Source organism: Halopelagius fulvigenes (assembly GCF_055398025.1).
In genome coordinates, this window is record NZ_AP043846.1 from 1,927,378 (window position 1) to 1,950,298 (window position 22,921).

28 protein-coding genes and 1 tRNA gene are annotated in these 22,921 nt (G+C 68.3%); 14 read left to right on the forward strand and 15 right to left on the reverse strand.

Going from position 1 to position 22,921, the window contains the following annotated elements; translation table 11 throughout:
- Positions 1 to 2: 2 nt before the first annotated feature.
- Genes ACZ522_RS14655 through ACZ522_RS14670 form a run of 4 tightly spaced genes read right to left on the reverse strand, consistent with a single transcriptional unit; the run spans position 3 to position 1,476 of the window.
- Positions 3 to 182, reverse strand: a complete 180-nt coding sequence (locus ACZ522_RS14655) for an RNA-protein complex protein Nop10 (RefSeq protein WP_379698075.1) — start codon at positions 180 to 182, stop codon at positions 3 to 5.
- Between the two features lies 1 nt (position 183).
- A complete protein-coding gene (locus tag ACZ522_RS14660) occupies positions 184 to 981 on the reverse strand; it encodes a translation initiation factor IF-2 subunit alpha (RefSeq protein ID WP_379698072.1) in 798 nt (265 codons plus the stop codon).
- A 24-nt stretch (positions 982 to 1,005) separates the two neighbouring features.
- Positions 1,006 to 1,191, reverse strand: coding sequence for a 30S ribosomal protein S27e (locus ACZ522_RS14665; RefSeq protein WP_379698069.1), 186 nt, complete (start codon positions 1,189 to 1,191; stop codon positions 1,006 to 1,008).
- A gap of 3 nt (positions 1,192 to 1,194) precedes the next feature.
- A complete protein-coding gene (locus tag ACZ522_RS14670) occupies positions 1,195 to 1,476 on the reverse strand; it encodes a 50S ribosomal protein L44e (RefSeq protein ID WP_379698067.1) in 282 nt (93 codons plus the stop codon).
- A 174-nt stretch (positions 1,477 to 1,650) separates the two neighbouring features.
- Between ACZ522_RS14670 and ACZ522_RS14675 the strand changes: the two genes are divergently transcribed.
- Complete coding sequence (locus tag ACZ522_RS14675; protein ID WP_379698065.1) at positions 1,651 to 1,908, forward strand: HAH_0734 family protein; 258 nt, start codon at positions 1,651 to 1,653, stop codon at positions 1,906 to 1,908.
- A 32-nt stretch (positions 1,909 to 1,940) separates the two neighbouring features.
- Here the strand turns inward: ACZ522_RS14675 and ACZ522_RS14680 are convergent, their stop codons facing one another.
- Positions 1,941 to 4,391 carry a DUF2298 domain-containing protein gene (locus tag ACZ522_RS14680; RefSeq protein ID WP_379698063.1) on the reverse strand — a complete coding sequence of 817 codons (2,451 nt, stop codon included), beginning with the start codon at positions 4,389 to 4,391 and terminating at the stop codon, positions 1,941 to 1,943.
- A 169-nt stretch (positions 4,392 to 4,560) separates the two neighbouring features.
- Here ACZ522_RS14680 and ACZ522_RS14685 point away from each other — a divergent pair, with 169 nt between their 5' ends.
- The 5 genes from ACZ522_RS14685 (at position 4,561) to ACZ522_RS14705 (ending at position 6,528) form a co-directional block, all read left to right on the forward strand.
- Positions 4,561 to 5,367 (forward strand): glycosyltransferase, encoded by an 807-nt coding sequence (locus tag ACZ522_RS14685; protein WP_379698060.1) that lies wholly within the window; start codon positions 4,561 to 4,563, stop codon positions 5,365 to 5,367.
- A 2-nt stretch (positions 5,368 to 5,369) separates the two neighbouring features.
- Entirely contained in the window at positions 5,370 to 5,819 is a 450-nt protein-coding gene (locus ACZ522_RS14690) for a GtrA family protein (RefSeq protein WP_379698058.1), read from the forward strand.
- 70 nt (positions 5,820 to 5,889) lie between these two features.
- A tRNA-Met gene (locus ACZ522_RS14695) sits at positions 5,890 to 5,964 on the forward strand.
- A gap of 231 nt (positions 5,965 to 6,195) precedes the next feature.
- Positions 6,196 to 6,357 carry a hypothetical protein gene (locus tag ACZ522_RS14700; protein WP_379698056.1) on the forward strand — a complete coding sequence of 54 codons (162 nt, stop codon included), beginning with the start codon at positions 6,196 to 6,198 and terminating at the stop codon, positions 6,355 to 6,357.
- A gap of 15 nt (positions 6,358 to 6,372) precedes the next feature.
- Positions 6,373 to 6,528 carry a hypothetical protein gene (locus ACZ522_RS14705; protein ID WP_379698054.1) on the forward strand — a complete coding sequence of 52 codons (156 nt, stop codon included), beginning with the start codon at positions 6,373 to 6,375 and terminating at the stop codon, positions 6,526 to 6,528.
- Positions 6,529 to 6,556: 28 nt separating this feature from the next.
- Here ACZ522_RS14705 and ACZ522_RS14710 read toward each other — a convergent pair whose 3' ends face one another.
- The 6 genes from ACZ522_RS14710 to ACZ522_RS14735 form a co-directional block, all read right to left on the reverse strand.
- Positions 6,557 to 6,967 (reverse strand): Rieske (2Fe-2S) protein, encoded by a 411-nt coding sequence (locus tag ACZ522_RS14710; RefSeq protein WP_379698051.1) that lies wholly within the window; start codon positions 6,965 to 6,967, stop codon positions 6,557 to 6,559.
- A 46-nt stretch (positions 6,968 to 7,013) separates the two neighbouring features.
- Positions 7,014 to 7,922 (reverse strand): aminotransferase class IV, encoded by a 909-nt coding sequence (locus ACZ522_RS14715; RefSeq protein WP_379698048.1) that lies wholly within the window; start codon positions 7,920 to 7,922, stop codon positions 7,014 to 7,016.
- Positions 7,915 to 8,511 (reverse strand): anthranilate synthase component II, encoded by a 597-nt coding sequence (locus ACZ522_RS14720; RefSeq protein ID WP_379698045.1) that lies wholly within the window; start codon positions 8,509 to 8,511, stop codon positions 7,915 to 7,917. The genes ACZ522_RS14715 and ACZ522_RS14720 overlap by 8 nt, the downstream gene beginning before the upstream one ends.
- Positions 8,508 to 10,139, reverse strand: a complete 1,632-nt coding sequence (locus ACZ522_RS14725; RefSeq protein WP_379698043.1) for an anthranilate synthase component I family protein — start codon at positions 10,137 to 10,139, stop codon at positions 8,508 to 8,510. The genes ACZ522_RS14720 and ACZ522_RS14725 overlap by 4 nt, the downstream gene beginning before the upstream one ends.
- 90 nt (positions 10,140 to 10,229) lie before the next feature.
- Complete coding sequence (locus tag ACZ522_RS14730; RefSeq protein WP_379698041.1) at positions 10,230 to 10,880, reverse strand: helix-hairpin-helix domain-containing protein; 651 nt, start codon at positions 10,878 to 10,880, stop codon at positions 10,230 to 10,232.
- A 255-nt stretch (positions 10,881 to 11,135) separates the two neighbouring features.
- Positions 11,136 to 11,939, reverse strand: coding sequence for a shikimate dehydrogenase (locus ACZ522_RS14735; RefSeq protein WP_379699908.1), 804 nt, complete (start codon positions 11,937 to 11,939; stop codon positions 11,136 to 11,138).
- A gap of 228 nt (positions 11,940 to 12,167) precedes the next feature.
- On the opposite strand from ACZ522_RS14735, the gene ACZ522_RS14740 reads away from it, so the two are divergent.
- The 5 genes from ACZ522_RS14740 (at position 12,168) to ACZ522_RS14760 (ending at position 16,929) form a co-directional block, all read left to right on the forward strand.
- Entirely contained in the window at positions 12,168 to 13,490 is a 1,323-nt protein-coding gene (locus tag ACZ522_RS14740) for a sodium:calcium antiporter (protein WP_379698038.1), read from the forward strand.
- Positions 13,491 to 13,543: 53 nt separating this feature from the next.
- Positions 13,544 to 14,863 carry a D-aminoacyl-tRNA deacylase gene (locus ACZ522_RS14745; RefSeq protein ID WP_379698035.1) on the forward strand — a complete coding sequence of 440 codons (1,320 nt, stop codon included), beginning with the start codon at positions 13,544 to 13,546 and terminating at the stop codon, positions 14,861 to 14,863.
- A 102-nt stretch (positions 14,864 to 14,965) separates the two neighbouring features.
- Positions 14,966 to 16,114: a cell division protein FtsZ gene (ftsZ, locus tag ACZ522_RS14750; RefSeq protein WP_379698032.1), complete on the forward strand. Its 1,149-nt coding sequence runs from the start codon at positions 14,966 to 14,968 to the stop codon at positions 16,112 to 16,114.
- Between the two features lie 184 nt (positions 16,115 to 16,298).
- Complete coding sequence (locus ACZ522_RS14755) at positions 16,299 to 16,472, forward strand: protein translocase SEC61 complex subunit gamma (RefSeq protein WP_092537533.1); 174 nt, start codon at positions 16,299 to 16,301, stop codon at positions 16,470 to 16,472.
- 58 nt (positions 16,473 to 16,530) lie between these two features.
- Positions 16,531 to 16,929, forward strand: a complete 399-nt coding sequence (locus ACZ522_RS14760; RefSeq protein WP_245698937.1) for a transcription elongation factor Spt5 — start codon at positions 16,531 to 16,533, stop codon at positions 16,927 to 16,929.
- A 180-nt stretch (positions 16,930 to 17,109) separates the two neighbouring features.
- Here ACZ522_RS14760 and ACZ522_RS14765 read toward each other — a convergent pair whose 3' ends face one another.
- On the reverse strand, positions 17,110 to 17,412 hold the full coding sequence (locus ACZ522_RS14765; RefSeq protein ID WP_092537529.1) for a DUF7565 family protein: 303 nt from the start codon (positions 17,410 to 17,412) through the stop codon (positions 17,110 to 17,112).
- 147 nt (positions 17,413 to 17,559) lie between these two features.
- Between ACZ522_RS14765 and ACZ522_RS14770 the strand changes: the two genes are divergently transcribed.
- A complete protein-coding gene (locus ACZ522_RS14770) occupies positions 17,560 to 18,294 on the forward strand; it encodes a PHP-associated domain-containing protein (protein WP_379699906.1) in 735 nt (244 codons plus the stop codon).
- Between the two features lies 1 nt (position 18,295).
- Here ACZ522_RS14770 and ACZ522_RS14775 read toward each other — a convergent pair whose 3' ends face one another.
- Together ACZ522_RS14775 and ACZ522_RS14780 are read right to left on the reverse strand one after the other, a co-directional pair.
- On the reverse strand, positions 18,296 to 18,826 hold the full coding sequence (locus tag ACZ522_RS14775; protein WP_379698028.1) for a metal-dependent hydrolase: 531 nt from the start codon (positions 18,824 to 18,826) through the stop codon (positions 18,296 to 18,298).
- Between the two features lie 112 nt (positions 18,827 to 18,938).
- The gene (locus ACZ522_RS14780; RefSeq protein WP_379698025.1) at positions 18,939 to 19,451 is read right to left on the reverse strand and encodes a CinA family protein; all 513 of its coding nucleotides are present in this window, start codon (positions 19,449 to 19,451) and stop codon (positions 18,939 to 18,941) included.
- Positions 19,452 to 19,536: 85 nt separating this feature from the next.
- Between ACZ522_RS14780 and ACZ522_RS14785 the strand changes: the two genes are divergently transcribed.
- Together ACZ522_RS14785 and ACZ522_RS14790 are read left to right on the forward strand one after the other, a co-directional pair.
- The gene (locus ACZ522_RS14785) at positions 19,537 to 20,673 is read left to right on the forward strand and encodes a pyridoxal phosphate-dependent aminotransferase (RefSeq protein WP_379699903.1); all 1,137 of its coding nucleotides are present in this window, start codon (positions 19,537 to 19,539) and stop codon (positions 20,671 to 20,673) included.
- Positions 20,674 to 20,718: 45 nt separating this feature from the next.
- A complete protein-coding gene (locus tag ACZ522_RS14790) occupies positions 20,719 to 21,984 on the forward strand; it encodes an ArsA family ATPase (protein WP_379698022.1) in 1,266 nt (421 codons plus the stop codon).
- Between the two features lie 68 nt (positions 21,985 to 22,052).
- Here ACZ522_RS14790 and ACZ522_RS14795 read toward each other — a convergent pair whose 3' ends face one another.
- The gene (locus ACZ522_RS14795) at positions 22,053 to 22,895 is read right to left on the reverse strand and encodes an SDR family oxidoreductase (RefSeq protein WP_379698019.1); all 843 of its coding nucleotides are present in this window, start codon (positions 22,893 to 22,895) and stop codon (positions 22,053 to 22,055) included.
- Between the last annotated feature and the right edge of the window lie 26 nt (positions 22,896 to 22,921).

Here is a 22,921-nt window from a genome sequence, read left to right on the forward strand (position 1 = left end):
TGTTACCGGTCGCTTCGCTTAAAGGACCGTCGGTACTCTCCGTAGGGGTCTTCGGGGTTGAACGGCGCGGGCGCGCTGTTTTCGGTGTCGGCGCCGCAGTCGGGACAGGCCGCAGAAAGCGTGTACACCGGGCGGTCGTGACGAGTGCGCCACGCGCCGCAGACCCGGATGTCCGACTTCATCCTACTCGTCGTCTTCGTTGCGTTCGCGGTGGAACTCCGCGGTTCCGCCGGACGCCTCGATGGAGTCCGCCGCCCGCGCGGCGGCGTCTTCGAGCGCCGTCTCCGCCGTCTTGTAGTCGGGCGCGCGCACCTTGATTCGGTACTCGGGCGACCCGACGTACGTGACGGAGAGCTCTATCTCCTCGGGGATGTCCTCCCCCTCGGCGGCTTTCAGCGCCTCCTTGATGTCGTCGACGCCGTCGCCGGCGGGACACCGAAGGTCGACGTACCCCGTGACGTTGACGTACGGGACGGAGACGTTCTGACGGGCCGTCTCCACTATCGCCTCGACTTCCTCGTCGTCCAAATCGACGTCTTCGAGCGCTTCGGCGCCGTGGATGGCCGCCTGTTCGAAGCCGTCGTACAGGGTCTCGTACTCCGCGAGCAGGGCGTTCGCGACGGAGCTGTACTGCTCGTCGGAGACGTCCTCGCCGAAGGCGATGCTCATCCACTTGTCCGCCTTCTGCTCGTTTTTCCACTCCTGGATCTTCTCTTTGCGCTGGTGCTCGTTGACGTCCTTGATAGAGAGGTCTATCTGCTGAGAGCCTGTGTCGACGTCGAGCACCTTCGCGACCACCGTCTGTCCCTCGCGTACGTGGTCGCGGACGTTCTTGATCCAGCCGCTGGCGACCTCGCTGATGTGGGTGAGGCCGCGCTTGTTCTCGTACTCTTCGAGGTCGATGAAGACCCCGAAGTCGGCGATTTCGTCGACTTTTCCCACGACGAGTTCGCCTTTGTCGGGCCAGCCGCTGTACTTCATATGTAAATACCTCCGGAGGGGAGCTTACGCCTCGGTCGTGCGACGTTCGACGGTGTCGACAACTTCGCCGCGGATGTCGGCCTTCCCGCCGGTCGGGGTGGCGAGCGTGGTGCCGCAGACGGCGCAGTTGACGACGGACGATGCCTTACCGAAGACGACCTGTTCGTTGTCGCAGTCGGTGCACTGGACGAGATAGTAGTTTCCGGCCATCGTTTACTCCTGGAACTCCAGACGGCCTGCGCGCCATCCCTTCCGCATGTGGGCCTTCCCACACTCGGAGCAGATGTACTTCAGGTGCGTCTTCTTCGTCGGCTTGTCGCCACCGGGCACCTTCGAGAACTTCCCCGCGTTCCCGATGGTGGACTCGCCGCGCTTCTCCTGACGGGCGGCCCACTTCATCCCGGTCTGACGGCCCGAGCGGACCTTCTCGACTTCGTGTTCCTCGTGCGCTTTACAGTGGGGACAGTACGTGTTGAACCGGCGTGGCATCTGCATAGATATCGACCTTACGCGAAGTTCGGCATGGCCCGTTAAAACCCGTTTGGTTCGCGTCGGTCCCCGGACGGTTCCGTGGGGCCGAATGGCACGCCTCTCGCCCGCGGCGACGACCGCGACGGCGGCGAGCCATCTCCGAAGCCGTTAAGCCCCGACTGGGCAAAACGTCGCCGTATGAAGAAGCTCATCATCCGCGGCGATCCCGGCATCCGGCGCAACGCGATCATCGAAGTGGACGGTGAGGAAGTGGTCTGCTTCTCCATCGACCGACAGGGCGACTGGCACGGTCCGGACCGCGTCCAGTTGTGGTGCACCGTCGGCACGGAGGAGGAAAGAGAGACGTTCGACCGCCGCGAGTACGTCCCCCACTTCCTCGACGTCAACGCCGTAGACGCCGAGGCCGTAGACGTCATCTCGAAGCGCGGCGCCTAACTTTCGGTCGCTCCCGCCCCCGACCGCGACGCTCACGCGGACTCGTTCTCGGTCGCCGACCCGCCGGACGCGCCCGGTAGCCGGTCGGGGTGAACCTCGTATATCGTGACGGAGCCCGACCGGTGGGCCACCGTCACGCCCTCCATCTCGAAGGAAACGTCGCCGTAGCGGTGTCTCTCGCTCGGTCCGACCCAGATGTACCGCACGTCGTACTCGCGGAACAGGTCCGCGCGGGTCTCCGCGTCGCCCGTGAACATCGCGTCCACGTCGCGGACGCGGTCGTAGTACACCTCGTCGCCGCGGTAGCCGACTTCGTGCGCCCACCCCGCGACGGAGGGGACGCCGGTGAGCGACGACGCGGCGCTGGCGTTCCAGTTGTACATCACCCTCGTCCGCCCGTCGTTCCCGCCGGGGTAGTAGTGCGTCCCCGGCGCTTCCAACAGCGTGGGCGTCCCCTCCCGTTTATCGAGCCAGTCGATGGCCGCCGCCTGTTCGGGGTGGTACGTCTCGACGAACTGCGTCGCGTCCAGCGTCGTCCCGCCGGGCGGCCCCTGCTGGAAGTGGTTACCGAGGGCCATCACGCCGTAGACGGACGTGGAGGCGACGAGGGCGACGACGAACGCGGCGGCGGCGAACCGCCGCCACGGGACGCGCCCGCCGTCGGTGGCGACGGATCCCGCCCGCGACCGTACGTCGCGGGACGCTGTCTCACGGGCCGCCGAACTCCGTTCGGCGACGTCGCTCGCGGCGTCGGACGCCGAAGCCGGGACGCCCCGAACCAGCGACGGGAGGACGACGCCCATCGCCGTCGCCCAGAGCATCCACACCTGCATGTACGTCTTGAACACGGTGTTCATGCGCCCCGGCCCGGCCTGTTCGCTCACGTAGACGAGTTCGACGAGCGTGACGATGCCCGCCCCGCCGACTATCAGGACCGTCTCGTACCCGACGGGGCGGTCGGTCCGCAGGGCGACCCACCCGAAGACGAGGAGGGGGACGACCACCGCGAGGGCGGCGAAGCCGATTTCGAGGGCGACGAACGCGGCGGCGGCGAGTGCGCCGACGACGTACGCCGGCCGTTCGACGCGGAGGCGCGCGAGGAGGTACGCGCCGAAGGCGGCGATGAACGCGCCGTGGACGAACAGCAACCCGCCGAACCCGCTCCGCATCTCCGGGCCGAGGAGTTCGATCGAGCGTCCGCCCGCGCCCGTTGCCGCGCCGAAGAGGAACGGCGACGCGAGGGCGACGGCGACGACGGCGGCGACGCCGACGGCGACGAACGCCGACGCGACGCGCGTCGCCTCCGCGGCGAGTCGAGAGCGAGACGCGGCGCGGCGACCGACCGCCCCCACGCCCGGGAGGAGCGACCACGGCGCGGCGGGGGCGAAGGCGACGGCCAACCACGCCAGACCGAGGACGCTCGGGAAACTCCACGTGTTGTGGACGGCCTGCCACGACGCGACGAGGGGCACCGCACCGAAGACGAGCGCGCGCCGCCGGCGGCGGTTCGCGTCGGGCGTCCGGTAGTACGCGAACCCGACGGCGGCCGCGAGGAGGAGAAACGGCGTCCCCGTCATGTGCGCGTGCAGGTCGCCGTTCAACCACGCGAACAGGGGGAACTCGTTGATCGTCCCCGGGATGACGCGGCTCGCGCTCCAGTAGGAGAACGACCCCGCGCCCGCGAGGACGTCGGACACCGCGTACTCGGTCTGCTCTGCGATCAACTCGGCGGCGGTCCGTTGGAGATCATCCGGCAACGCCAGGAGCGCGAAGCGACCCATCGTGACGAGGTTGCTCGCGAACCCGACGAAGAACGCCGCGAACAGGCCGGCGATTCGACGGGGGACGCCGCGTTCCGCGCCGATCGCGCCGGCGAGTTCGAAAGCGGCGGTGACGACTGCGCCGTAGAACCCCGCGAGGGCGAGGTTGTACGCGAAGCGCGGTTCCGTCCCGCTGAGCCACGAGAGGAGCGTGGTCATCAGGTGGCCGCCGTAGTAGTACTTCACCGGTTCGCCCGCGAACCAGAAGTCCTCCGGCGGGAGCGTCGAGGAGCGTTCGAGCGTCTTCAGGAGGCCGAAGTCGAGGAACTTCTCGCCGCCGGCGGGGAACACCGCGGGGTCGAACGCCCTGATCGCGACGACGAAGAGGAACGCCGCGGTGAACACGGCGAAGGCGTCTCCCGCGGCCCTGACGTCGATATCGACGGCGAGATCCGCGCGCCCGTCGCGGAGGGCGTCGGCGTCGAACGCCGCGAGGGCGGCGGCGACGAGGAGGGCGACGACGCCCGCGGCGAGGGCTATCGGACCGAACGAGATCTGACCGACCCAGTAGGCGGGCACCGTCAGTACGAGGAGGGCGGCGGGGAGAGCGAGTCCGGCCCCTCGCCCCGCGGCGTCGGGGAGGAGGCGGGCGGCGAGTGGCAGTCCCGCCGCGAACAGTACGGCGTAGAGGACCAACCAGCGGATGACGAGGGCGTACTCCATCGCGTTCTATAGGTCAGAGGGCGGCCACGGTGCATACACTTTATGATGCGTTCGACGATGGCACGGCCGCCGAGGGACTCGCGGGGCGGCGTGTCGTCTCGTCCGTCCGTTTTGCAAGAGGGCGGAAGTAACGGTTCGTTTTTTACCCCGAAGGCGGTATGGGTCTCCAATGAACCGTACCGTCGGGGTCGTGGTGCCCGCGTACCGGCCCGACCCGGAACGCCTCCTCTCGTACGTACGTTCCCTCGACGACCAGTTGACCCCCGAACTCGTCCGAATCGAACTGGACGACCCCCGCCCGAAGGTCCTCGCCCACCTCCGCGACGCCCCCGAGTTCGTAACCGTGAACGCCGTCGCCGACCGCCGCGGGAAGGGTGCAGCAATCACCGCCGGATTCGAATCGCTCGCGTCGGAGGTGGACGTCCTCGCCTTCGCCGACGCGGACGGTAGCACGCCGGCCGACTCGTTCGCGGACGTCGTCGCCCCCGTCGCGGACGGCGACGCCTCCCTCTCCGTCGGGTCGCGGCGACACCCGCGCGCGGACGTCGCCTCCCACCAGACGTTCGCCCGGCGACGCCTCGGCGACGGGTTCGCGTGGTTGGCGCGGCGACTCCTCGACGTGGGTCTCTACGACTACCAGTGCGGCGCGAAGGCCATCGCCTCGGACGCGTGGGTAGAGGTCCGCGACCACCTGTACGATCCGGGGTTCGCGTGGGACATTGAACTCATCGCCGTCGCCGACGCCCTCGACTACCGCGTCGCCGAGGTGCCGGTCCGCTGGGAGGACCGGCCGGGTTCGACCGTCTCGCCGGTCGAGACGACGTTCCGCCTCGCCCGCGGCCTCCTCCTCTCGCGGCACCGCGCCCGCATCATCAGTGAGGATCGCGTCCACGAACTGTTGGAGACGACGCGGACGGACAGGCCGACTCTCGTGAACCGTCTGACCGACTCCGTCGAGGCGACAGAGGCCGACTGAGGATGAGCAATCGCTCGCTAGACGCCCTCTTCTCGGGCGTTCGCTTCGGCAAGTTCGTCTCCGTCGGTGCGGTGGGCGCAGTCTTCGACATGACGACGACGACGGCGCTCATCGTCCTCCTCGGCGTCCTCGGCGAGTACGCGAAGCTCGTCGGCGCGGAAGTCGCCATCGTCGTCATGTTCGTCATCAACGAGAACTGGACGTTCGCCGACGAGGGCGCGGGCGGAACGCTCCCGACGGTTCGGCGCTTCCTCACGTCGAATCTCGTCAGAAGCGGCGGCCTCGCCCTCCAGTTCCTCATCGTCCGGTCGCTTCGCCAGATCGACCTCTCGGTCGTCCTGTTCGGCTTCGACTTCTGGCAGGTCATCCCGATTCCGATCGCGATAGCCGCCTCGATGCTGGTGAACTACGTCGCCGAGAGCACGTTCACGTGGCGCATCTCACGGCCGTGACGAACGGTGGAAATTAGCATACGGCGCCCGAAACATAACCCTTAACCGTCAGCCGGAGTTTGAACCATGTAGCGGGATGGGATAGCCAGGAGATTCCGCCGGGCTCATAACCCGGAGATCGGTAGTTCAAATCTACCTCCCGCTACTTCTCTCCGACAGTCACCAACCGAACGCCGAGTCTCGTCTCGGCGTAGAATCGTGACTGTCGGTGCGAGTAACATCGAGTAGATTTGAATCGGGGAGCGAACGGACGTGAGCGACCGAGGTTGAAATCTCCCTCCCGCTATGGTTTACCGAACACGACCCCTTTAAGCGCCGAATTTTCGCGTCTCGCGGTCGTAGAACGGTTATCCTGCCAGACGCCGTACGTCTACACTTGACTACTAGTGAATCGGTCGAATCGACCGCGTCCGGGATATTCGCCGTCGGCGTCGTGCTGGCCGTCCTCGTCGGGGCGGCGGTGTTCGGCTACGGCCTTCTGCTGGTCCCCGTGTCGGCCCTCGGGGGCGGTTGGATCGCGGCTATCGGTCTCTCGTAGGTCCTATCGGCGCTGTTGGCGACCGAAGGGGTCGGTGACCGCCTCGGCCTCTCGTCGGCGAGCCGACGTACCCTGTCGCTGTCGTTCGCCGCCCTCGCGGTGGTCCTGCTGGTCGCGTTCGTCGTCGTCAACTTTGCGTCGGTCGGCCCCGGGACGGAAACGAGCGGGTAGAGACGCCGTACACCCACGGGAGAGTCGCTCAGAACCCGATTTGGTTGCCCGACGACCGGTCGTACTCCTGCGCCGCGCCGAGATTTTCGAACGCGTAGTCGTCGTCGGTCAACAGCACGGACCCGTCCTCGACGGTCACGTCGATAGTCTCCAACACCGCGCCCTCGCAGGGGCCGAAGTCACAGACTCCCGAGTCGCGTTCGAACGTCGCACCGTGTTTCTGGCAGACGAGTTCGCCGTTTCGGACCAGCGCACCGGCCCCCTTGTCGAGTCGCACGTCCGTCCAGTGGGGGCAGTAGTTCGAGAACGCCACGATGGCCCCGTCGTCGAGGCGGGTGAGAATCGCTTCCGTCCGGTCGCCGCCCTCCGAGACGGTGAAGAGAAGCGTGCCGTCCTCGGGCACGTCGTCGGCGGCGACGATTCGGCGCGAGTCGTCCATACCGGCCTTCCGAGTCGGTGTCTTCAAAAGCTGACGGTCTTCGAATTTATTGCCCGTTCGGCTCCGTCGCGTCGTCTGCGTAGTGTTCTCGTTCCACCCGGTCGTCGAACACGCGGGAGAGGAGCATCGTCACCGGGCCGCCGCCGACGTCGATGCCGTCCACCGACTCCACGGGGCGCACCTCCCACGTCGTGTTCGTGACGAACGCCTCCGCGGCGTTTCGTAGATCGTCGGGGGTGAACGCCCTCTCCCGAACCGGGATGCCCTCCTCGGCGGCGATGTCCAGAACCTCCGCGCGCGTCACGCCCGGCAGCACCGGGCCGTCGAGCGACGGGGTGCAGAGGGCGTCCTCGCGGACGAAGAAGAGGTTGCTCGTCGCGCCCTCGGCGAGGCGGCCCTCGGAATCGAGCATCACCGCCTCGTCAGCATCCGTGACGCGGAGTTCGAGGCGCGCGAGGATGCCGTTGAGGTAGTTGTGCGTCTTCGCACGCGCGGGGATCGACCGGTCGGGGACGCGCCGCGTCTTCACCGTCTGCAACGACGCGGGGCCGTCCCACGCGGGATCGCTTCCGCGTCCGCCCCGAGGAAGGGGTTTCACCAGGACGACGATCGTCGGGTCCACCGCCTCGCCGGGCGTGAGTTTGCCGGGTTGGACGCCCCGCGTGACGGAGAGTCGGACGTAGGCGTCGTCGAGTTCGTTCCCGCGGAGCGTCTCGTCCACGCGGGCTTTCAGGTCCGCGTCGGAGAGGCCGTGGTCCAGAGCGATGACGTCGCACGTCTCCCGGAGGCGGTCGGCGTGCGTCCCCCACCGGAACACGTCGCCCCCGTAGGCGCGGAGCGTCTCGAACGCCGCGTCGCCGTACATGAAGCCCCTGTCGCGGACGCTCACCGCGGCTTCGTCGGCGGGCACCAACTCGCCGTTCACGTGGTACAGGAGGTCGGAATCCTCAGACATCGGCGTCCTCCCCGTCGCCGCAGGCGGCGACGAAGTTGGCGACGAGGCGCTTCCCCTCGGCGGTGAGGATGCTCTCGGGGTGGAACTGCACGCCGACGTGCGGCCCGTCGTCGCGGCGGACGCCCATCACGACTTCGCGTTCGTCGTCGGTCCGCGCCGTCTCAGTGAGGCCGGCGGGCAAGTCGTCGCGTTCGACCGCCAGCGAGTGGTAGCGACCCACCTCGAAGCGGTCGGCCATCCCGCGGAAGATGCCCTTCCCGTCGTGGGAGACGAGCGAGGACTTCCCGTGGACCACCTCGGGAGCGCGGACGACGGGCGCGCCGAGTGCGGCGCAGAGGGCTTGGTGGCCGAGACAGACGCCCATCGTCGGGTACCGCAGGTCGCGGAAGATCGGTATCGAGACGCCCGCCTCTGCGGGCGTTCCCGGGCCGGGCGAGACGACGATTCCGTCGGGGTCCATCGCGCGGATGCCGTCGGTATCGACGGCGTCGTTCCGGCGGACGACCACCTCCTCGGCGAACTCGCCGACGTACTGGACGAGGTTGTAGGCGAACGAGTCGTAGTTGTCCACGACGAGGACGCGGGTCATCGTCGGCCCTCCGCCGCGTCCGCGGCGTCCGAACCGTCGGCGTCCCCGTCGAGGCTCATCCCGCGACCCTCGGCGGCGAGTGCCTCGTCGATGGCGGTGACGAGTGCCCGCCCCTTCGCCAGCGTCTCGTCGTACTCGGCGTCGGAGTCCGAGTCGTGGACGATTCCCGCGCCGACCCGGAGGAAGTACTCCTCGCCGCGGCGGACCAGCGTCCGGATGACGATGTTGAGCGTCGCGCGGTCGTCGAAGCCGAACGCGGCCACGCTCCCGGTGTACGGTCCGCGGCGGGTGGACTCCACCTCGTCGATTATCTCCATCGTCCGGGGTTTCGGCGCGCCCGTGATGGTGCCGCCGGGGAAGACGGCGGCGACGGCGTCCGCTATCGACACGTCCGGTCGGCGGACGCCCTCCACGACGCTCACGAGGTGCATCACCTCGGAGTAGCGGTCCACGCGCCGGTACTCCGACACCTCGACGCTCCCGTACTCGGAGACTTTCCCGAGGTCGTTCCGTTCGAGGTCCACGAGCATCGCGTGTTCGGCGCGTTCCTTCTCGTCCGCCGTCAGGTCGAGTTCGAGTTCGTCGTCCTCGGCGGGCGTCGCCCCGCGGGGCCGCGTGCCCGCTATCGGTTCGGTCACGAGTCTGTCGCCCTCGACGTCCAACAGGAGTTCGGGGCTCGCGCCGACGAGGTCGGTCCCGCGGAACTCCACGAGGCCGGAGTACGGCGCGGGGTTGACGCGCCGGAGCGCATCGTACGCGGCGACGGGGTGGACCGCCGCGGGCGCGACGAGTCGCTGCGAGACGTTCGCTTGGAAGGTGTCGCCCTCGCGGATGTACCGCTTCACCGTCCGCACTCGGTCGGCGAACGCCTCGCGGTCGCAGTCGCTCTCGAACCGCGCTTCGTCCGTCTCGACGGGCGGATCGCTCGGGGCCGTCTCGCCCGAGAGCGTCGCCTCCGCGAGGTTCGTCGCGCGGGCGATGGCGCGGTCGTACAGGTCGTCGGGGTCGCTCCCGGCGGGCACGCGCGGACACGCGGTGATTCGGAGCGTGCACTCCCCGTCCGGTCGCGGTTCGCTCCACGTCGCCACGCGGTCGAACAGGCCGAGTTGCAGGCGCGGGAGTCCCCTGTCGTCCTCCGCCCCGCCCGGCAGCGATTCGAGTTCCCGGGCCACGTCGTACGAGAGCCACCCGAACAGGCCGCAGGGGTACGGCACGTCGCACCCGGTGTCGCCGCGGACGAGCGTCTCCGAGTCGAGGAGGGCGTCGAGGGCGGAGAGCGACGGCGACGTCGCCGAGGCGTCACCGCGGAGGACGCGGTTGCTCGACGGATCGAGTCCGTCGGCGTCTGGGCCGCGGGTCGCGTCGGCGTCGCGGAGGGTGACCGCCTCCGACCCGACGCGGAGTCGTTCGACGGGTTCGACGCCGAACGCGCCCCATCCGGGCTGTCCACCGGTTGTCTCGTAGAAGAAGCCGTCGGCGTCGTCGCTCCGAACCCGGCGGTACGCGGCGAACGGGTCGGACGCGACGACGCGGACTTCGACGGGGACGCGCGCGCCGTCCGGCGCCGCCGCCGCCGTCGAGCGAAACGCCGCCCGCGGCGTCGCGACGGCGATGTCCGATTCGGTCATGGAGGAGAGTACGGCGGCGGGGGGTAAACGGTTTCGCGACGGCTCCGGAGGCGGTTCGGCGGGATAACTCGGACGGCGAAAAAAACCGTATTAGGATTCGAGGCGCTCTTTCGCGCGGTCTATCCACCGACCGATGCGCTTGTCGGAGACGCCGATCTCGTCCGCGAGCGATTCGGCGTCGGCGCCGGCGAGTTCCGAGACGGTGGTGACGCCGGCGTCGGACAGTCGCTCCGCGTAGGCCGGACCGATGCCCTTCACGTTGTCGACCGGTTCGTCCGCCGCCTCGTCGCCGACCGACTCGTCGCCGGTCGCGTCGTCCTCGGACGACTCGCCCTCGAACGGTTCGTCCTCCGGTTCGGCCTCCTCGACGATGTCGGCGCCGGCGGCCTCGCCCTCGATGGAGTCGGCCTCGGTCGGTTCCGCCGCCTCCGAGGGCTCTGCGGACTCCGCGGGTTCGTCCGTCGTCCCCTCGTCGGTGACCGACCCGGTCGAGGCGGCGGCGTCGGTGTCCGCCGCGACGCTCTCGTCGGCCGTCTCGTCCGCCTCGTCGTCGGAGTCTAGCTCGCTCCGTTCGTCGCCGCCGACTTCGACCGCTTCGGAGGGCTCGGCGGCCTCCTCCGGTTCGTCGGTCGTCTCCTCGTCAACGACCGACCCGGTGGACGCCGTCGCGTCCGTCTCGGAGGCGACCGATTCATCCGTCTCGGACTCGTCAACGTCGCGAGACTGCGTCTCGCCGCCCACAGAACCTTGTTCTGCGACGTCACCGGACGGGGTCCGACCGCTCGCCGACGTACTCTCGGCAGCGTCGTCGGCGTCCGTCCGAGTGTCGCGCTCGACCGATACGCGGGTCTCTCGCGCCGAAGATTCGCCGTCCGAAGACGTGTCGCGGCCGAGAAGCGACCGGAACGACGACACAATCCTGTCAAATATGCCCATTGTATCTCAATATGTCCTGCGCTTATTTAAAAATCGTTACCCCGAAGCGGACCGAGGCGTTCATTTCAACTCCGAACGGAGCACTTCGTTCATCGCGTCCACCGGGGCGTCGCGGCCGGTCCAGCGTTCGAAGGCTTCCACGCCCTGATACAGGAGCATCCACGCGCCGTCCACCGTCGTCGCGCCCGCGTCGGCGGCGTCGCGGAGCAGTCGCGTCTCGATGGGCGTGTACACGGCGTCCAACACCGCGAGGTCCGAGTGGAGGTGTTCGGCGGGGACGGGCGTCTCGTCGGACTCCATCCCGACGCTCGTCGCGTTGACGAGGACGTCCGCGTCGCCGACGCGGGAGAGCGAGTCCAGACCGCCCGCCGTCGCGCCCGACACGTCCGCGGCCAACGACTCCGCCCGTTCAACGGTCCGGTTAGCGACGTGGACCGACGCGCCGGCGTCGGCGAGAGCGAACGAGGCGGCGCGTCCCGCCCCGCCCGCGCCGACGACCACCGCCTCGCGGCCGTCGAGACGGACGCCGTGGTGTTCGAACGCGCGGCGGACGCCCGCCGCGTCGGTGTTGTAGCCGCGCGGAGCGCCGTCGCCGCCGAAATCGACAGTGTTGACCGCGCCGATTCGCTCGGCGAGTTCGTCCGGTTCGACGTGAGAGAGCGCGTCCTCCTTGAACGGGATGGTGACGTTGAGCCCCGAGATGCCGAGGGCGTCCGCCCCCGCCAACGCCGCGTCCACGCCGTCGGGGTCGGGTTCGAAGGTGACGTACCGCGCGTCCATCCCGAGGGCCTCGTACGCCGCCTCGTGCATCGGCGGCGACAGCGAGTGGCCGACGGGGTTGCCCACCAGTCCGAACACCTGCATGCTCATGCGTCCCTCTCGGACCGGGGGCGGCTTAAAAGACCCCGAGACGGCTCGCCCGCGGTCCGCGGACGGGGCGGCGGACAATTTCGCCGCGCGGGTCGCTCGCACATCGGCACTTCCCCGGCGCGAAACCGACGATATGGCGGGTAACGACGCGTCTCGCGCGGGAAGCGCGGTCTGCTGTCGGAAGCATAAAAGATAGGCGGACGGGGAACTGAACGGTTTACGATGAGTTCACGCCTTCGCCATCCGCTCGTCGCCGTCGCGGCGACGGTCCTCCTGACTCTCCCGTGGGTCGGGCTGTGGGCGACCGGGTCCGCAGAGAGCGTTTCGACGATTACCAGAGTCGCCATCAGCGGCATCGCCGTCCTCGGCGCGTCGTTCCTCCTCGCGTGGGGCGCCGAAACCGCCGAGAAGGACGTGCCGCGGGCGTTCGCGCTTGCGGTGCTCGCGGTGCTCGCCGTCGCGCCCGAGTACGCCGTCGACGCGCTGTACGCGTGGCAGGCCGCGAGCGACCCCAACGCGGCCAACCTCGCGGTCGCCAACATGACCGGCGCGAACCGCATCCTCATCGGCCTCGGCTGGTCGGGCATCGCGCTGTTCTCCATCTACAAGGCGTCGCAGCTCCCCGACTCGAAGGACGACGTCGTGGACAAGCCGGGCACGCTGCGCGACGCGGTGCAACTCGACCCGAGCATCTCCACCGAGATCCTCTTCCTGTTCGCCGCGACGGTGTTCGCCTTCTTCGTCCCCCTCCACGGCGGCATCGACTGGTTCGACACCGTCGTCCTCGTCGGCCTCTACTTCGCCTACATCGGCATCATCATCCGCGGCGACACGGAGGAGCACGAAGAACAGGTCGGCGTCCCCGCGTACTTCCAAGCGCGCAAGAAGGGCGTGCGCATCCCCGCGGTGCTGACGCTCTTCGCCTACTCGGGCTTTCTCATCTTCACGGCCGTCGAACCGTTCGCGCACGGCTTAGAGGAGATCGGCCTCCAGTTCGGCATCCCCGAGTTCTTCATGATTCAGTGGTTCGCGCCGCTGGCGAGCGAGAGTCCCGAACTCATCGTCACGGCGTACCTCGTGAACAAGGCCAGAGCCACCGCGGCGTTCAACGCCCTCATCTCCTCGAAACTGAACCAGTGGACGCTGCTCATCGGGACGCTCGTCGTCGTCTACAGCATCGCGCTGGGCCGGTACGGCATGCTCCCGTTCGACTTCAAGCAGGCGGCCGAAATCTGGCTCACCGCCGCGCAGAGCTTCTTCGCGCTGGCCATCCTGATGAACTTCGAGATTAGCGTCCGCGAGGCGGTGGCGCTTCTCGTCCTGTTCGTCTCGCAGGTCGTCGCCGAGTTCTTCATCATCCAAACCGTCGCGGAACCGCTGGCCGAGACGTACTCCATCTACCTGCTCGTCGGCTACTCGGTCGTCTACATGATCCTCGGAGTCGGACTCGTCGCGCAGCGCTTCGACGACTTCCGCCGGCTCACCCGCATCACCGCCGCGACCATCCGCGGTGAACCCCTGCCGACGGACGTCGAGGCGGACTGACCGGACCGACCGCCTTCGACGCGCTTTACATCGCGGCGCGGCGACTTCTTCTCGTGATAGCCGTAGTCGTCAGCCGCGCCGACAGCGCATCGGCCCACATCGGCGACCGCCTGTTGGAACTGGCCGACTGGGACGAACGGACCGACGGCTCCCGCCCGGACGGCGAGGGCGGCGGAACGTACTACCGCCGCGGCGAGTTCGAACTCCGGGAGTTCGACGGCCTCCACATCGAACTCGGCCGGGTGGCCGACGCGTTCTCCGAGGACCCCGAGTTCGTCGCGTTCGTCTCCCGGCACGCGGGCGAGACGGGACCGCTCCTGACGGCGCACTTCACGGGCAACTTCGGCCCCGCCGAGTACGGCGGCGAACCCGGCGCGTTCGCCCGCGCCTGCCCGAACGCACAGAAGCGCGTCGTCAAGGCCCTCGCCGAACACGCCCCCGAGGAGTACGACGTCGGCATCGAGTGCACCCACCACGGTCCGACCGACGCGGGCGCGCCCTCCATGTTCGTCGAACTCGGAAGCGGCGAGTCTGAGTGGGAGGACCCGGCGGGCGCGCGCGCCGTGGCGGCGGCGGTTCTCGACCTCTCGAACGCCGACGCCGACCGAGACCGACAGCTCGTCGGCTTCGGCGGCGGCCACTACGCGCCGCGCTTCACGCGCATCGTCCGCGAGACGGACTGGGCCGTCGGCCACGTCGGCGCGGACTGGCAGTTAGACGCGATGGGCGACCCGGAGGCGAACCGCGACGTCCTCCGGCGCGCCTTCGAGGCGTCCGACGCCGAGTACGCCGTCGTGGACGACGACCGCCCCGAACTCGAAGCCGTCCTCGACGAACTCGGCTACCGCGTCGTCGACGAGTCGTGGGTTCGGGAGGCGACGGGCGTCCCCCTCGATTTCCTCGACCGCCTCGAATCTGACCTCTCGCCGGTCGAAGACGGCCTGCGCCTCGGGAAGGCGGACGCGGCGGAGTACGAGGTGGTCTCGCTTCCGGACGAACTGCTCTCGGAGGCGGGCGGCGTGGACGCGGAGTCCGCCCTCGCGGCGATTCACGACCGTTCCGTCGCCTACGAGACTATCGACGGAGGGACGAAGGCGCGGGGGCGCGCCGCACTCCCGGAGGAAGGCGCGTACGACGAACTCGTCGCGGCACTCGCGGACGTCCTCCGAGAGAAGTACGACTCCGTCGAACGGACGGAACGGGCCGTCGTCGCGCGCCGGGAGGCGTTCGACCCCTCGACCGCCGCCGAACTCGGCGTCCCCGAGGGGCCGGCGTTCGGAAAGCTGTCCGCCGGTCAACCTGTCGATGTCGGGGGCAAAACCGTCGAGCCAGACGACGTGCGCACCGAACAGCGCATCGTGTTCAAAGTCTGACCGCTTAATATCGCAGTAAACTGCCGCGTCAGTCGTCCGACAGTCGTCTGACGCGAGGGGGAAAGATAATAATGCTCCATTCGGTAAGAACGGCCATATAGTATGGACTCTATCGTCGACGAAGCAATTGACGAGGCCGAAGAGACGGGGGATGGGACTCCTGACGTCGGCGCTTCCGAGGGTGAAGAGATTCGCCGGACGGGAACGATGACCGACGACGAACTGAAGGACGTCCTCCAGGACTTACAGACGAACATCACCGTGGTCGGGTGCGGCGGCGCGGGCGGGAACACGGTCAACCGGATGTTCGAGGAGGGAATCAAGGGGGCGAAGCTGGTCGCGGCGAACACCGACGTGCAGCATCTCGTCGAAATCGACGCGGACACGAAGATTCTGATGGGGGAACAGAAGACGCAGGGGCGCGGCGCGGGGTCGCTTCCGCAGGTGGGTGAGGAAGCGGCAATCGAATCCCAAGAGGAGATCTACGAGGCCATCGACGGGTCCGACATGGTGTTCGTCACCGCCGGACTCGGCGGCGGCACCGGCACGGGGTCCGCGCCCGTCGTGGCGAAGGCGGCCCGCGAGTCGGGTGCGCTCACCATCGCCATCGTGACGACGCCGTTCACCGCGGAGGGCGAAGTCCGGCGCACGAACGCCGAGGCCGGACTCGAACGCCTCCGCGACGTGGCGGACACGGTCATCGTCGTCCCGAACGACCGTCTGCTCGACGCAGTCGGCAAACTGCCCGTCCGGCAGGCGTTCAAAGTCTCCGACGAAGTTCTCATGCGCTCGGTGAAGGGAATCACCGAACTCATCACCAAACCCGGCCTCGTCAACCTCGACTTCGCCGACGTGAAGACGGTCATGGAACGCGGCGGCGTCGCCATGATCGGACTCGGCGAGTCCGACACCGAGAAGAAGGCGCAGGATTCGGTCAAGAGCGCGCTTCGCTCGCCGCTTCTCGACGTGGACATCTCCGGCGCGAACTCCGCGCTCGTCAACGTCACTGGCGGGTCGGACATGAGCATCGAGGAGGCCGAGGGCGTCGTCGAGGAGATCTACGACCGCATCGACCCCGACGCGCGCATCATCTGGGGCACCTCCGTGGACGAGGAACTGGAGGGCCAGATGCGGACGATGATCGTCGTCACGGGCGTCGAGTCGCCGCAGATCTACGGTCGCAGCGACGAAGAGGAGGAACCCCAACCGCAACCGGCGAACGCGGGTCAGGACATCGACTACGTCGATTAACCGCCGCCGTTCGGAGTCGCCGCGCGAACCTCGCGCGCGCGCCGTTCTCGGGTCGGTTCGGGGCGTCGGACCCCGTTCTCTCGTTCTCGCGGGCGGTCGAGCGTCGGCCATCGGACGATTCTCCGGCCGAGGCTCCCGTTCGCATCAATAGATAGAAAAAGCCCGCCGCACAAACCCCGATAACATGGACGTCAAGTACGACCTGAACAGTTACGTGCGGGTGTTGAAACTGGCGAGCACCCCCTCTTGGGAGGAGTTCTCCCAAATCGGTCTCATCGCCGGTGCCGGCATCTTCCTCGTGGGATTCATGGGATTCGTCATCTTCGCGGTCATGAGTTTCCTCCCCGGAGGTGTCTGAGGTGCCGCCAATCTTCGCCGTAAAGACGACCGCGAGACAGGAACGGACCGTCGCGGACATGATCGCCAACCGCGAGGAGTCGGAGATACACGCCGTCCTCGCGCCCGACTCGCTCACGAGCTACGTGATGGTCGAGGCGGACGGAGACGCGGTGATAAAGCGCGTCTTAGAGGAGATTCCGCACGCACGCGGACTCGTCTCGAGCGGCGGTAACGTCGGCAAATCCAGCATGGCCGAAGTCGAACACTTCCTCTCGCCGACGCCGGACGTGGAGGGCATCGCGGAGGGCGACATCGTCGAACTCATCGCCGGCCCGTTCAAGGGCGAGAAGGCCCGCGTGCAGCGAATCGACGAGACGAAGGACCAAGTGACGGTCGAACTGTACGAGGCGACGGTCCCGATTCCGGTGACGGTCCGCGGCGACCAGATTCGCGTCCTCGACAGTGACGAACGCTAACGCGTTCGTCTGACTCTCGTTCACTTCGTTCACGGGAACAGCGACGAACGGAACGCGCGCGGTTCGCACCGCTCCGTCTCCGTCTCCGTCTCTCGGCGACCCTCTCTGCCCGGATAGCGCCGCGTTCGACTGTTCTCCGCGCTCTCCCTCTCCCCGGTTCGCGCCGCGGTCCGTCGCCCGTTACAGCGCACCGCGTTCTTTGAGGTCCGAGACGACGCGTTCGAGGTCCGCCTCCTCCTCGACCGCGGCTTTGACGTCCTCGCGCTCTCGTACCGCCGAAGAGTCGGCGTCGTACGCCCGGACGAACTCCGCGCGCGAGTGTTCCTCGAACGTGTGTCGGATGGCGAAGTACCCCTCGGGGACGATGGTGCCGCAGACCTTGCACTCGTGCCGTTCGTGTTCGGTCGTCTGGTGGATGACGGCGGACTCCACGTCCTCGAACCGCCCGTCGCACCCCTCGATACCGCATTTCCACAGGCCCATACCCGCGAGACGGATACCGGGGACTAAATCGTTCCGCAGGCTCCCTCGATAGGTCGGCGAATAGTAATATCTAACTCCGGCGTCCGCACATCGAGAGACGTGACCGCGTCCACGTCCGCGTCCGCCTCGGAAACGACCCGCGTCGATATGCACGTGAAGATTCTCGACGAACGCGTCGTCGCCCGCGCGAAGGCCCGCGGCATCGACGTGTTGGTGTACGCGCCGCACTTCGTGCGCCTGCCGGACGTCCGCGAACGCGCGGCGGAGTTCTCCGACGACGAACTCCTCGTCGTCCCCGCCCGCGAGGTGTTCTCCGGGTCGTGGCGTCGCCGCCGCCACCTCCTCGCTATCGGTCTCTCGGACCCCGTCCCCGACTTCATCTCGATGGAGGGCGCGTTCGCCGCCTTCGCGGAACAGGAGGCGGCCGTCCTCGTCCCGCACCCGACGCTCCTGACCGTGAGTCTGGACCGCGACGAAATCGACGCCCACCGCGACGAGATTCACGCGGTGGAGACGTACAACACGAAGTCGCTCCCGTACCACAACCGCGCGGCGCGCGAAATCGCGCGCGAACTCGACCTCCCGGGGTTCGGGTCGTCGTACGCGCACATGCCGGGCACCGTCGGCGAGACGTGGACGGAGTTCGACCGCCCCGTCGGGTCGGAGTCCGACCTCGTGGCGGCCCTCCGTTCCGGCGCGCCCCGCCGCGTCGTGCACCGGTCCGGCCTCGTCCACCGGGGCCGGGCACTCGCGGAGTTCGCCCACCTCGGCTTCGAGAACTCGTGGGGGAAGATAGACCGCCTCTTTCTGTCCGGGATGGAACCGACCCACCCCGGTCACATCGCCTACGACGGCCGGTTCGACGACGTGCGCGAGTACTGAGTCAGACGCCGACCATCGCCATCATCTCGACGAACGTGGTGTCCAGAGCGAAGACGAAGTAGTGGACGACGGCCAACGCGACGAGTTCGACGGCGGTCACGACGACGGTGACGGTCGTCGCCCACTTGCTGGAGGTGGCGACGCCCGTCGGCAGGTCGTACTCCGTCGGCGAGAACGGGTAGAACAGCGCGATGCCGCGCTTCGACCCGACCACGTCCAACAGGTAGTGCGTCGCCACGCCCACCCAGACGTACTGTAAGTTGCCGAAGACGAGGGGGAAGGCGACGAAAAGCGCCAGCACGGGGAGGTTGTGCAGCGTCTTGCGGTGTTTCCCGAACGCCGTGTCCACGTCGGGGAACAGAGCGCCGAGAACCACGGGTAAGGAGAGTTCGACCGCCGTCCGACCCGCCGCGAGTAGCGTCTCCGTCGGGGAGTCGTCCACGACGGGACCCGCCGTCGGATCGACGCTGAGGACGACGCCGAGACCGACCGCCAACAACGCCGCGTTCAGCACGTGACCGTCTTTGTTCATCGGTGACTAGTCCGTAATGCTGTGATACAAACGTTTTGTCACGTATCGGGGGTGTCTGTCATCCGCCGGGCGCGAACGAGGGCGGAGTCCGGGACGGGGCCGGGGCGAGGATTCAGCCTTCGACCGCTTCGAGGACCGCCTCCAGCGCCGTCCGGGCGATTCGCTCTTTCACCTGTCGCCTGTCGCCGTCGAAGACGCGCCGTTCGACCGTCGTCTCGGAGTCGCCGCTTCCCCACTCGCCGGCGTACGCGAGGCCGACGTACACCGTCCCCACCGGTTTCTCCGCCGTGCCGCCGGTCGGTCCCGCGATGCCGGTGGTGGCGACGCCCCAGTCGGTGCCGGCGGTGTCGCGGACGCCCGCGGCCATCTGCCGGGCGACCGGTTCCGAGACGGCCCCGTGTTCGTCCAACGACTCCCGCGAGACGGCCAGTTCGGTCAACTTCGCGTCGTAGGAGTAGGTGACGGCCGACCGGTCGAAGTAGTCCGAAGAGCCCGGAACGTCCGTCAGAAGCGATCCGACGAGGCCCCCGGTACAGGACTCGGCGACGGCGAGGGTCTCCCCCGCCTCGCGGAGGGCGTCGCCGACGCGTTCCTCGACCGGCGGGTCGGAGGCGAACTCGCGCATGCGAGAGACGACGGGGGCGGCGGGCAAAAGTTCCCCGTTGCGGAGCGAAAGAACCACCACCCTCGGCGGCCACCCGTCGCACGACATGAACTCCGAGGAGGGCGCAGGCGACGCCTACGACTCGCCCCTGTTCTATCTCGTGATGCAGTACGCCCACCGCGCCGACAGGGACGTGGTGGACATGGTGTCGGGAAGTCCGGACTGGGATCCGCCCGCCGCCGTCCGCGAGGGTCTGCGCGAGTACGCCGACGGCGAACCCGCCGACTTCCAGTACCCGCCGAGCGAGGGTCTCCGGCGACTCCGCGAGGAGATAGCCGCCCGCCGGAACGTCAATTCCGACCGCGTCGTCGTGACGAACGGCGCGGGCGAGGCGAACTACCTCGCGATGGCGCGCGCGATGGAACGGGACGCGGGCGAGGAGATGGTGCTGACCGACCCGGTGTACCCGTACTACCCGGGGAAGGCGCAGATGCTCGGCGCGGAGGCGACGAAGGTGCCCGTCGCCACCGACGGGTCGTTGGACCTCGACGCGATGCGGGCCGCCATCTCCGAGGACACCGCCTGCGTCGTCGTCAACACGCCGAACAACCCGACCGGCGCGGTGTACGACCGCGAGTCGGTGGCCGAACTCGTCGCCCTCGCCGAGGAGAACGACGCCCTCCTCCTCGTGGACGAGGTGTACGACCACTTCGACTTCTCCCGGCGGTTCGAGAGCGCACTCACCTTCGACTCCGACCGCGTCGTCGTCACGTCGGCATACTCGAAGACGATGGCGATAACGGGCTTCCGCGTCGGGTACGCCGTGTTCCCCGAATCGCTGGTGGAGGCGGCGAAGACGCGCCACATGCTCGTGAACGTCGCCACCAGCAGACCGGCGCAGGCGGCGGTCCTCCGGGCGTTGGAGGAGACGCCGCCGGAGTACTACGAGGCGTCGCGCGACAGACTCCGCGACCGAATCGACGCCTTCACCGACGCCCTCGACGCCGCGGGCGCGTCCTACACCGACCCCGACGGCGGGTTCTACGTGCTCGCGCGGTTCGAGGACTTCCCCGGAACGCTGGAGAACGTGAAGAAACTGATAGACGAGGCGGGCGTCGCGGGGATGCCCGGCGAGGCGTTCGGCGAGGCGTACGACGACTGGATTCGGTTCGCCCTCTGCACGCCGCGGGCCGACGACGCCGCCGCCCGTCTGGCGGACTACTTCTCGGCGTCGGGCGAGTAACCCGAGACCGACGGGTACACAAGTCCGCGCCGCGTCCCTCCCTCCATGGCCGACATCGACGTCGAACCCGTCGAACGCGTCGAAGACGACGCTGAGGCGGACGAGTCGAGCGACGACGCGCCGGACGACGGCGGGGGCGCCGGCGTCCCCGTCGACACCGAGACGCGAACCGACGAGACGAATCTCCCGTCGGGCGTGGACGCCCCCGACTACGTCCTCTACGGCGGGAAGGGCGGCGTCGGGAAGACGACGATGGCCGCGGCGACGGCCCTCGCCTCCGCCGCCGACGGCACCTCGACGCTCGTCGTCTCGACGGACCCCGCGCACTCGCTCTCGGACACCCTCGGGACGGACGTGCCCGCCGAACCCGCGCGCGTACGCGAGGACATCCCCCTGTACGCCGCCGAAATCGACCCCGACGCGGCGATGAAGGGGCCGTTCACCGGGGGCGGCGCGGACGCGGGCGCGGGCGGCGGGTTCGACCCCGACTCGGACGAGAACCCCTTCGAGTCCCCCGAGGAGGAGAACCCCTTCGAGGAGTCCGGCGGAGGCGGGGGGAACCCCTTCGGCGACGACTCGGGGCAGAACCCCTTCGGGATGGACATGGGCGGGATGGAGCAACTCCTCGGTCCGGAGGGGCCGATGGGGATGTCGCCCGGTTCGATGCCCGGCGCGGACGAGGCGGCGGCGATGCAGCAACTGCTGGCGTACCTCGACGACCCGCGGTTCGACCGCGTCGTCGTGGACACAGCCCCGACGGGGCACACGCTCAGACTGCTCGAACTCCCCGAGGTGATGGACTCGATGCTCGGGCGCATCGCCCGGATGAAACAGCAGTTCTCCGGCATGATGGACCAGATAAAGGGTCTGTTCGGCGGGGGGACGAACGACTCGGGGATGGGCGATTTGGACGAACTTCGCGAGCGAATCGAACGACTCCGCCGCGTCCTCCGGGACCCCTCGAAGACGGACTTCCGGGTGGTGATGATTCCCGAGGAGATGAGCGTCGTGGAGTCGAAGCGACTCGTCGAACGACTCGACGGCTACGAGATTCCGGTGCAGACGCTCGTCGTCAACCGCGTCATGGAGAACCTCGCGGACGTGACGGACGCGTCGGTGGACCCGAAGTGGGTCGTCACGCCGGACTTAGAGCACTGCGAGTTCTGCCAGCGTCGCTGGCAGGTCCAGCAGAACGCCTTACAGACGGCGACGGACCTGTTCCGCGGGCGCGACGTGAAGCGCGTCCCCCTCCTCGCCGAGGAGGTACAGGGAGAGGACGCCCTCCGCGTCGTCGCCGCCTGCCTGGCGTAGGCCCGACGGCGGACGCGGGGACGCGAGACGGAGACGGGAACGAGAAACCCGGGGCGGTCGGCCGGCGGTCACACCAGTTTCTGGAGGAGTCGGTACGTGGTGTCGAACCACGCGTCCGGGAGGAAGCGCGCCAGCGTCGAGACGCGCGCCACCGTCCCAGGTTGGTAGCGCGCCTTTGGTTGCGTCGAGGAGGCGGCGTCCACGATGTCGTCGGCGACGCGTTCGGCCGGAATCGACCCCGGACCGCCGCCGAGCTCTCTGGTGTCCTCGAACAGGGCGTAGAACGACTCGTAGGCCCCCGAGCGCTCGATGCCGGGGATGTCGTCCTCGCCGCCCGCCACCTCCTCCTGCACGCGGTCCGAGAAGTTCGTCTTCACCGGCCCGGGTTCGACGACGACGGCGTCGATGCCGTACTCGGCCACCTCGTTCCGCAGGGCGTCGGTCATCGCCTCGACGGCGAACTTCGACCCCGAGTAGACGCCCCCGCCGGGGAAGGAGACGCGCCCGGCGACGCTGGAGACGTTGATGATGGTGCCGTCGCCCTGTTCGCGCATGTGCGGGAGGACGGCCCGGACGAGGCGGTGCGGGCCGTAGACGTTCACGTCGAACTGGCGGTGGACCTGTTCGGTCGGAACGTCTTCGAGGGGGCCGAACTGGCCGAACCCGGCGTTGTTCACCAGCGCCGAGATGTGTCCTTCCTCCTCTACGATTCGTTCCACCACGCGGTCCACGTCGTCCTGTTCGGTCACGTCGAGGGTGGCTATCTCGCAGCCTTCCTCCCCCAGCGTCTCGATGTCGGCGGGATTTCGCGCCGTCGCGTAAACCCGCCAGTCCTCGTCGAGAAACTGACGGGCGGCGGCGCGGCCGATGCCGGACGAACAACCGGTGATGAGGACCGTCTTGGGATGCACGTCACCGTCATCGGCCCCCGGTGTGT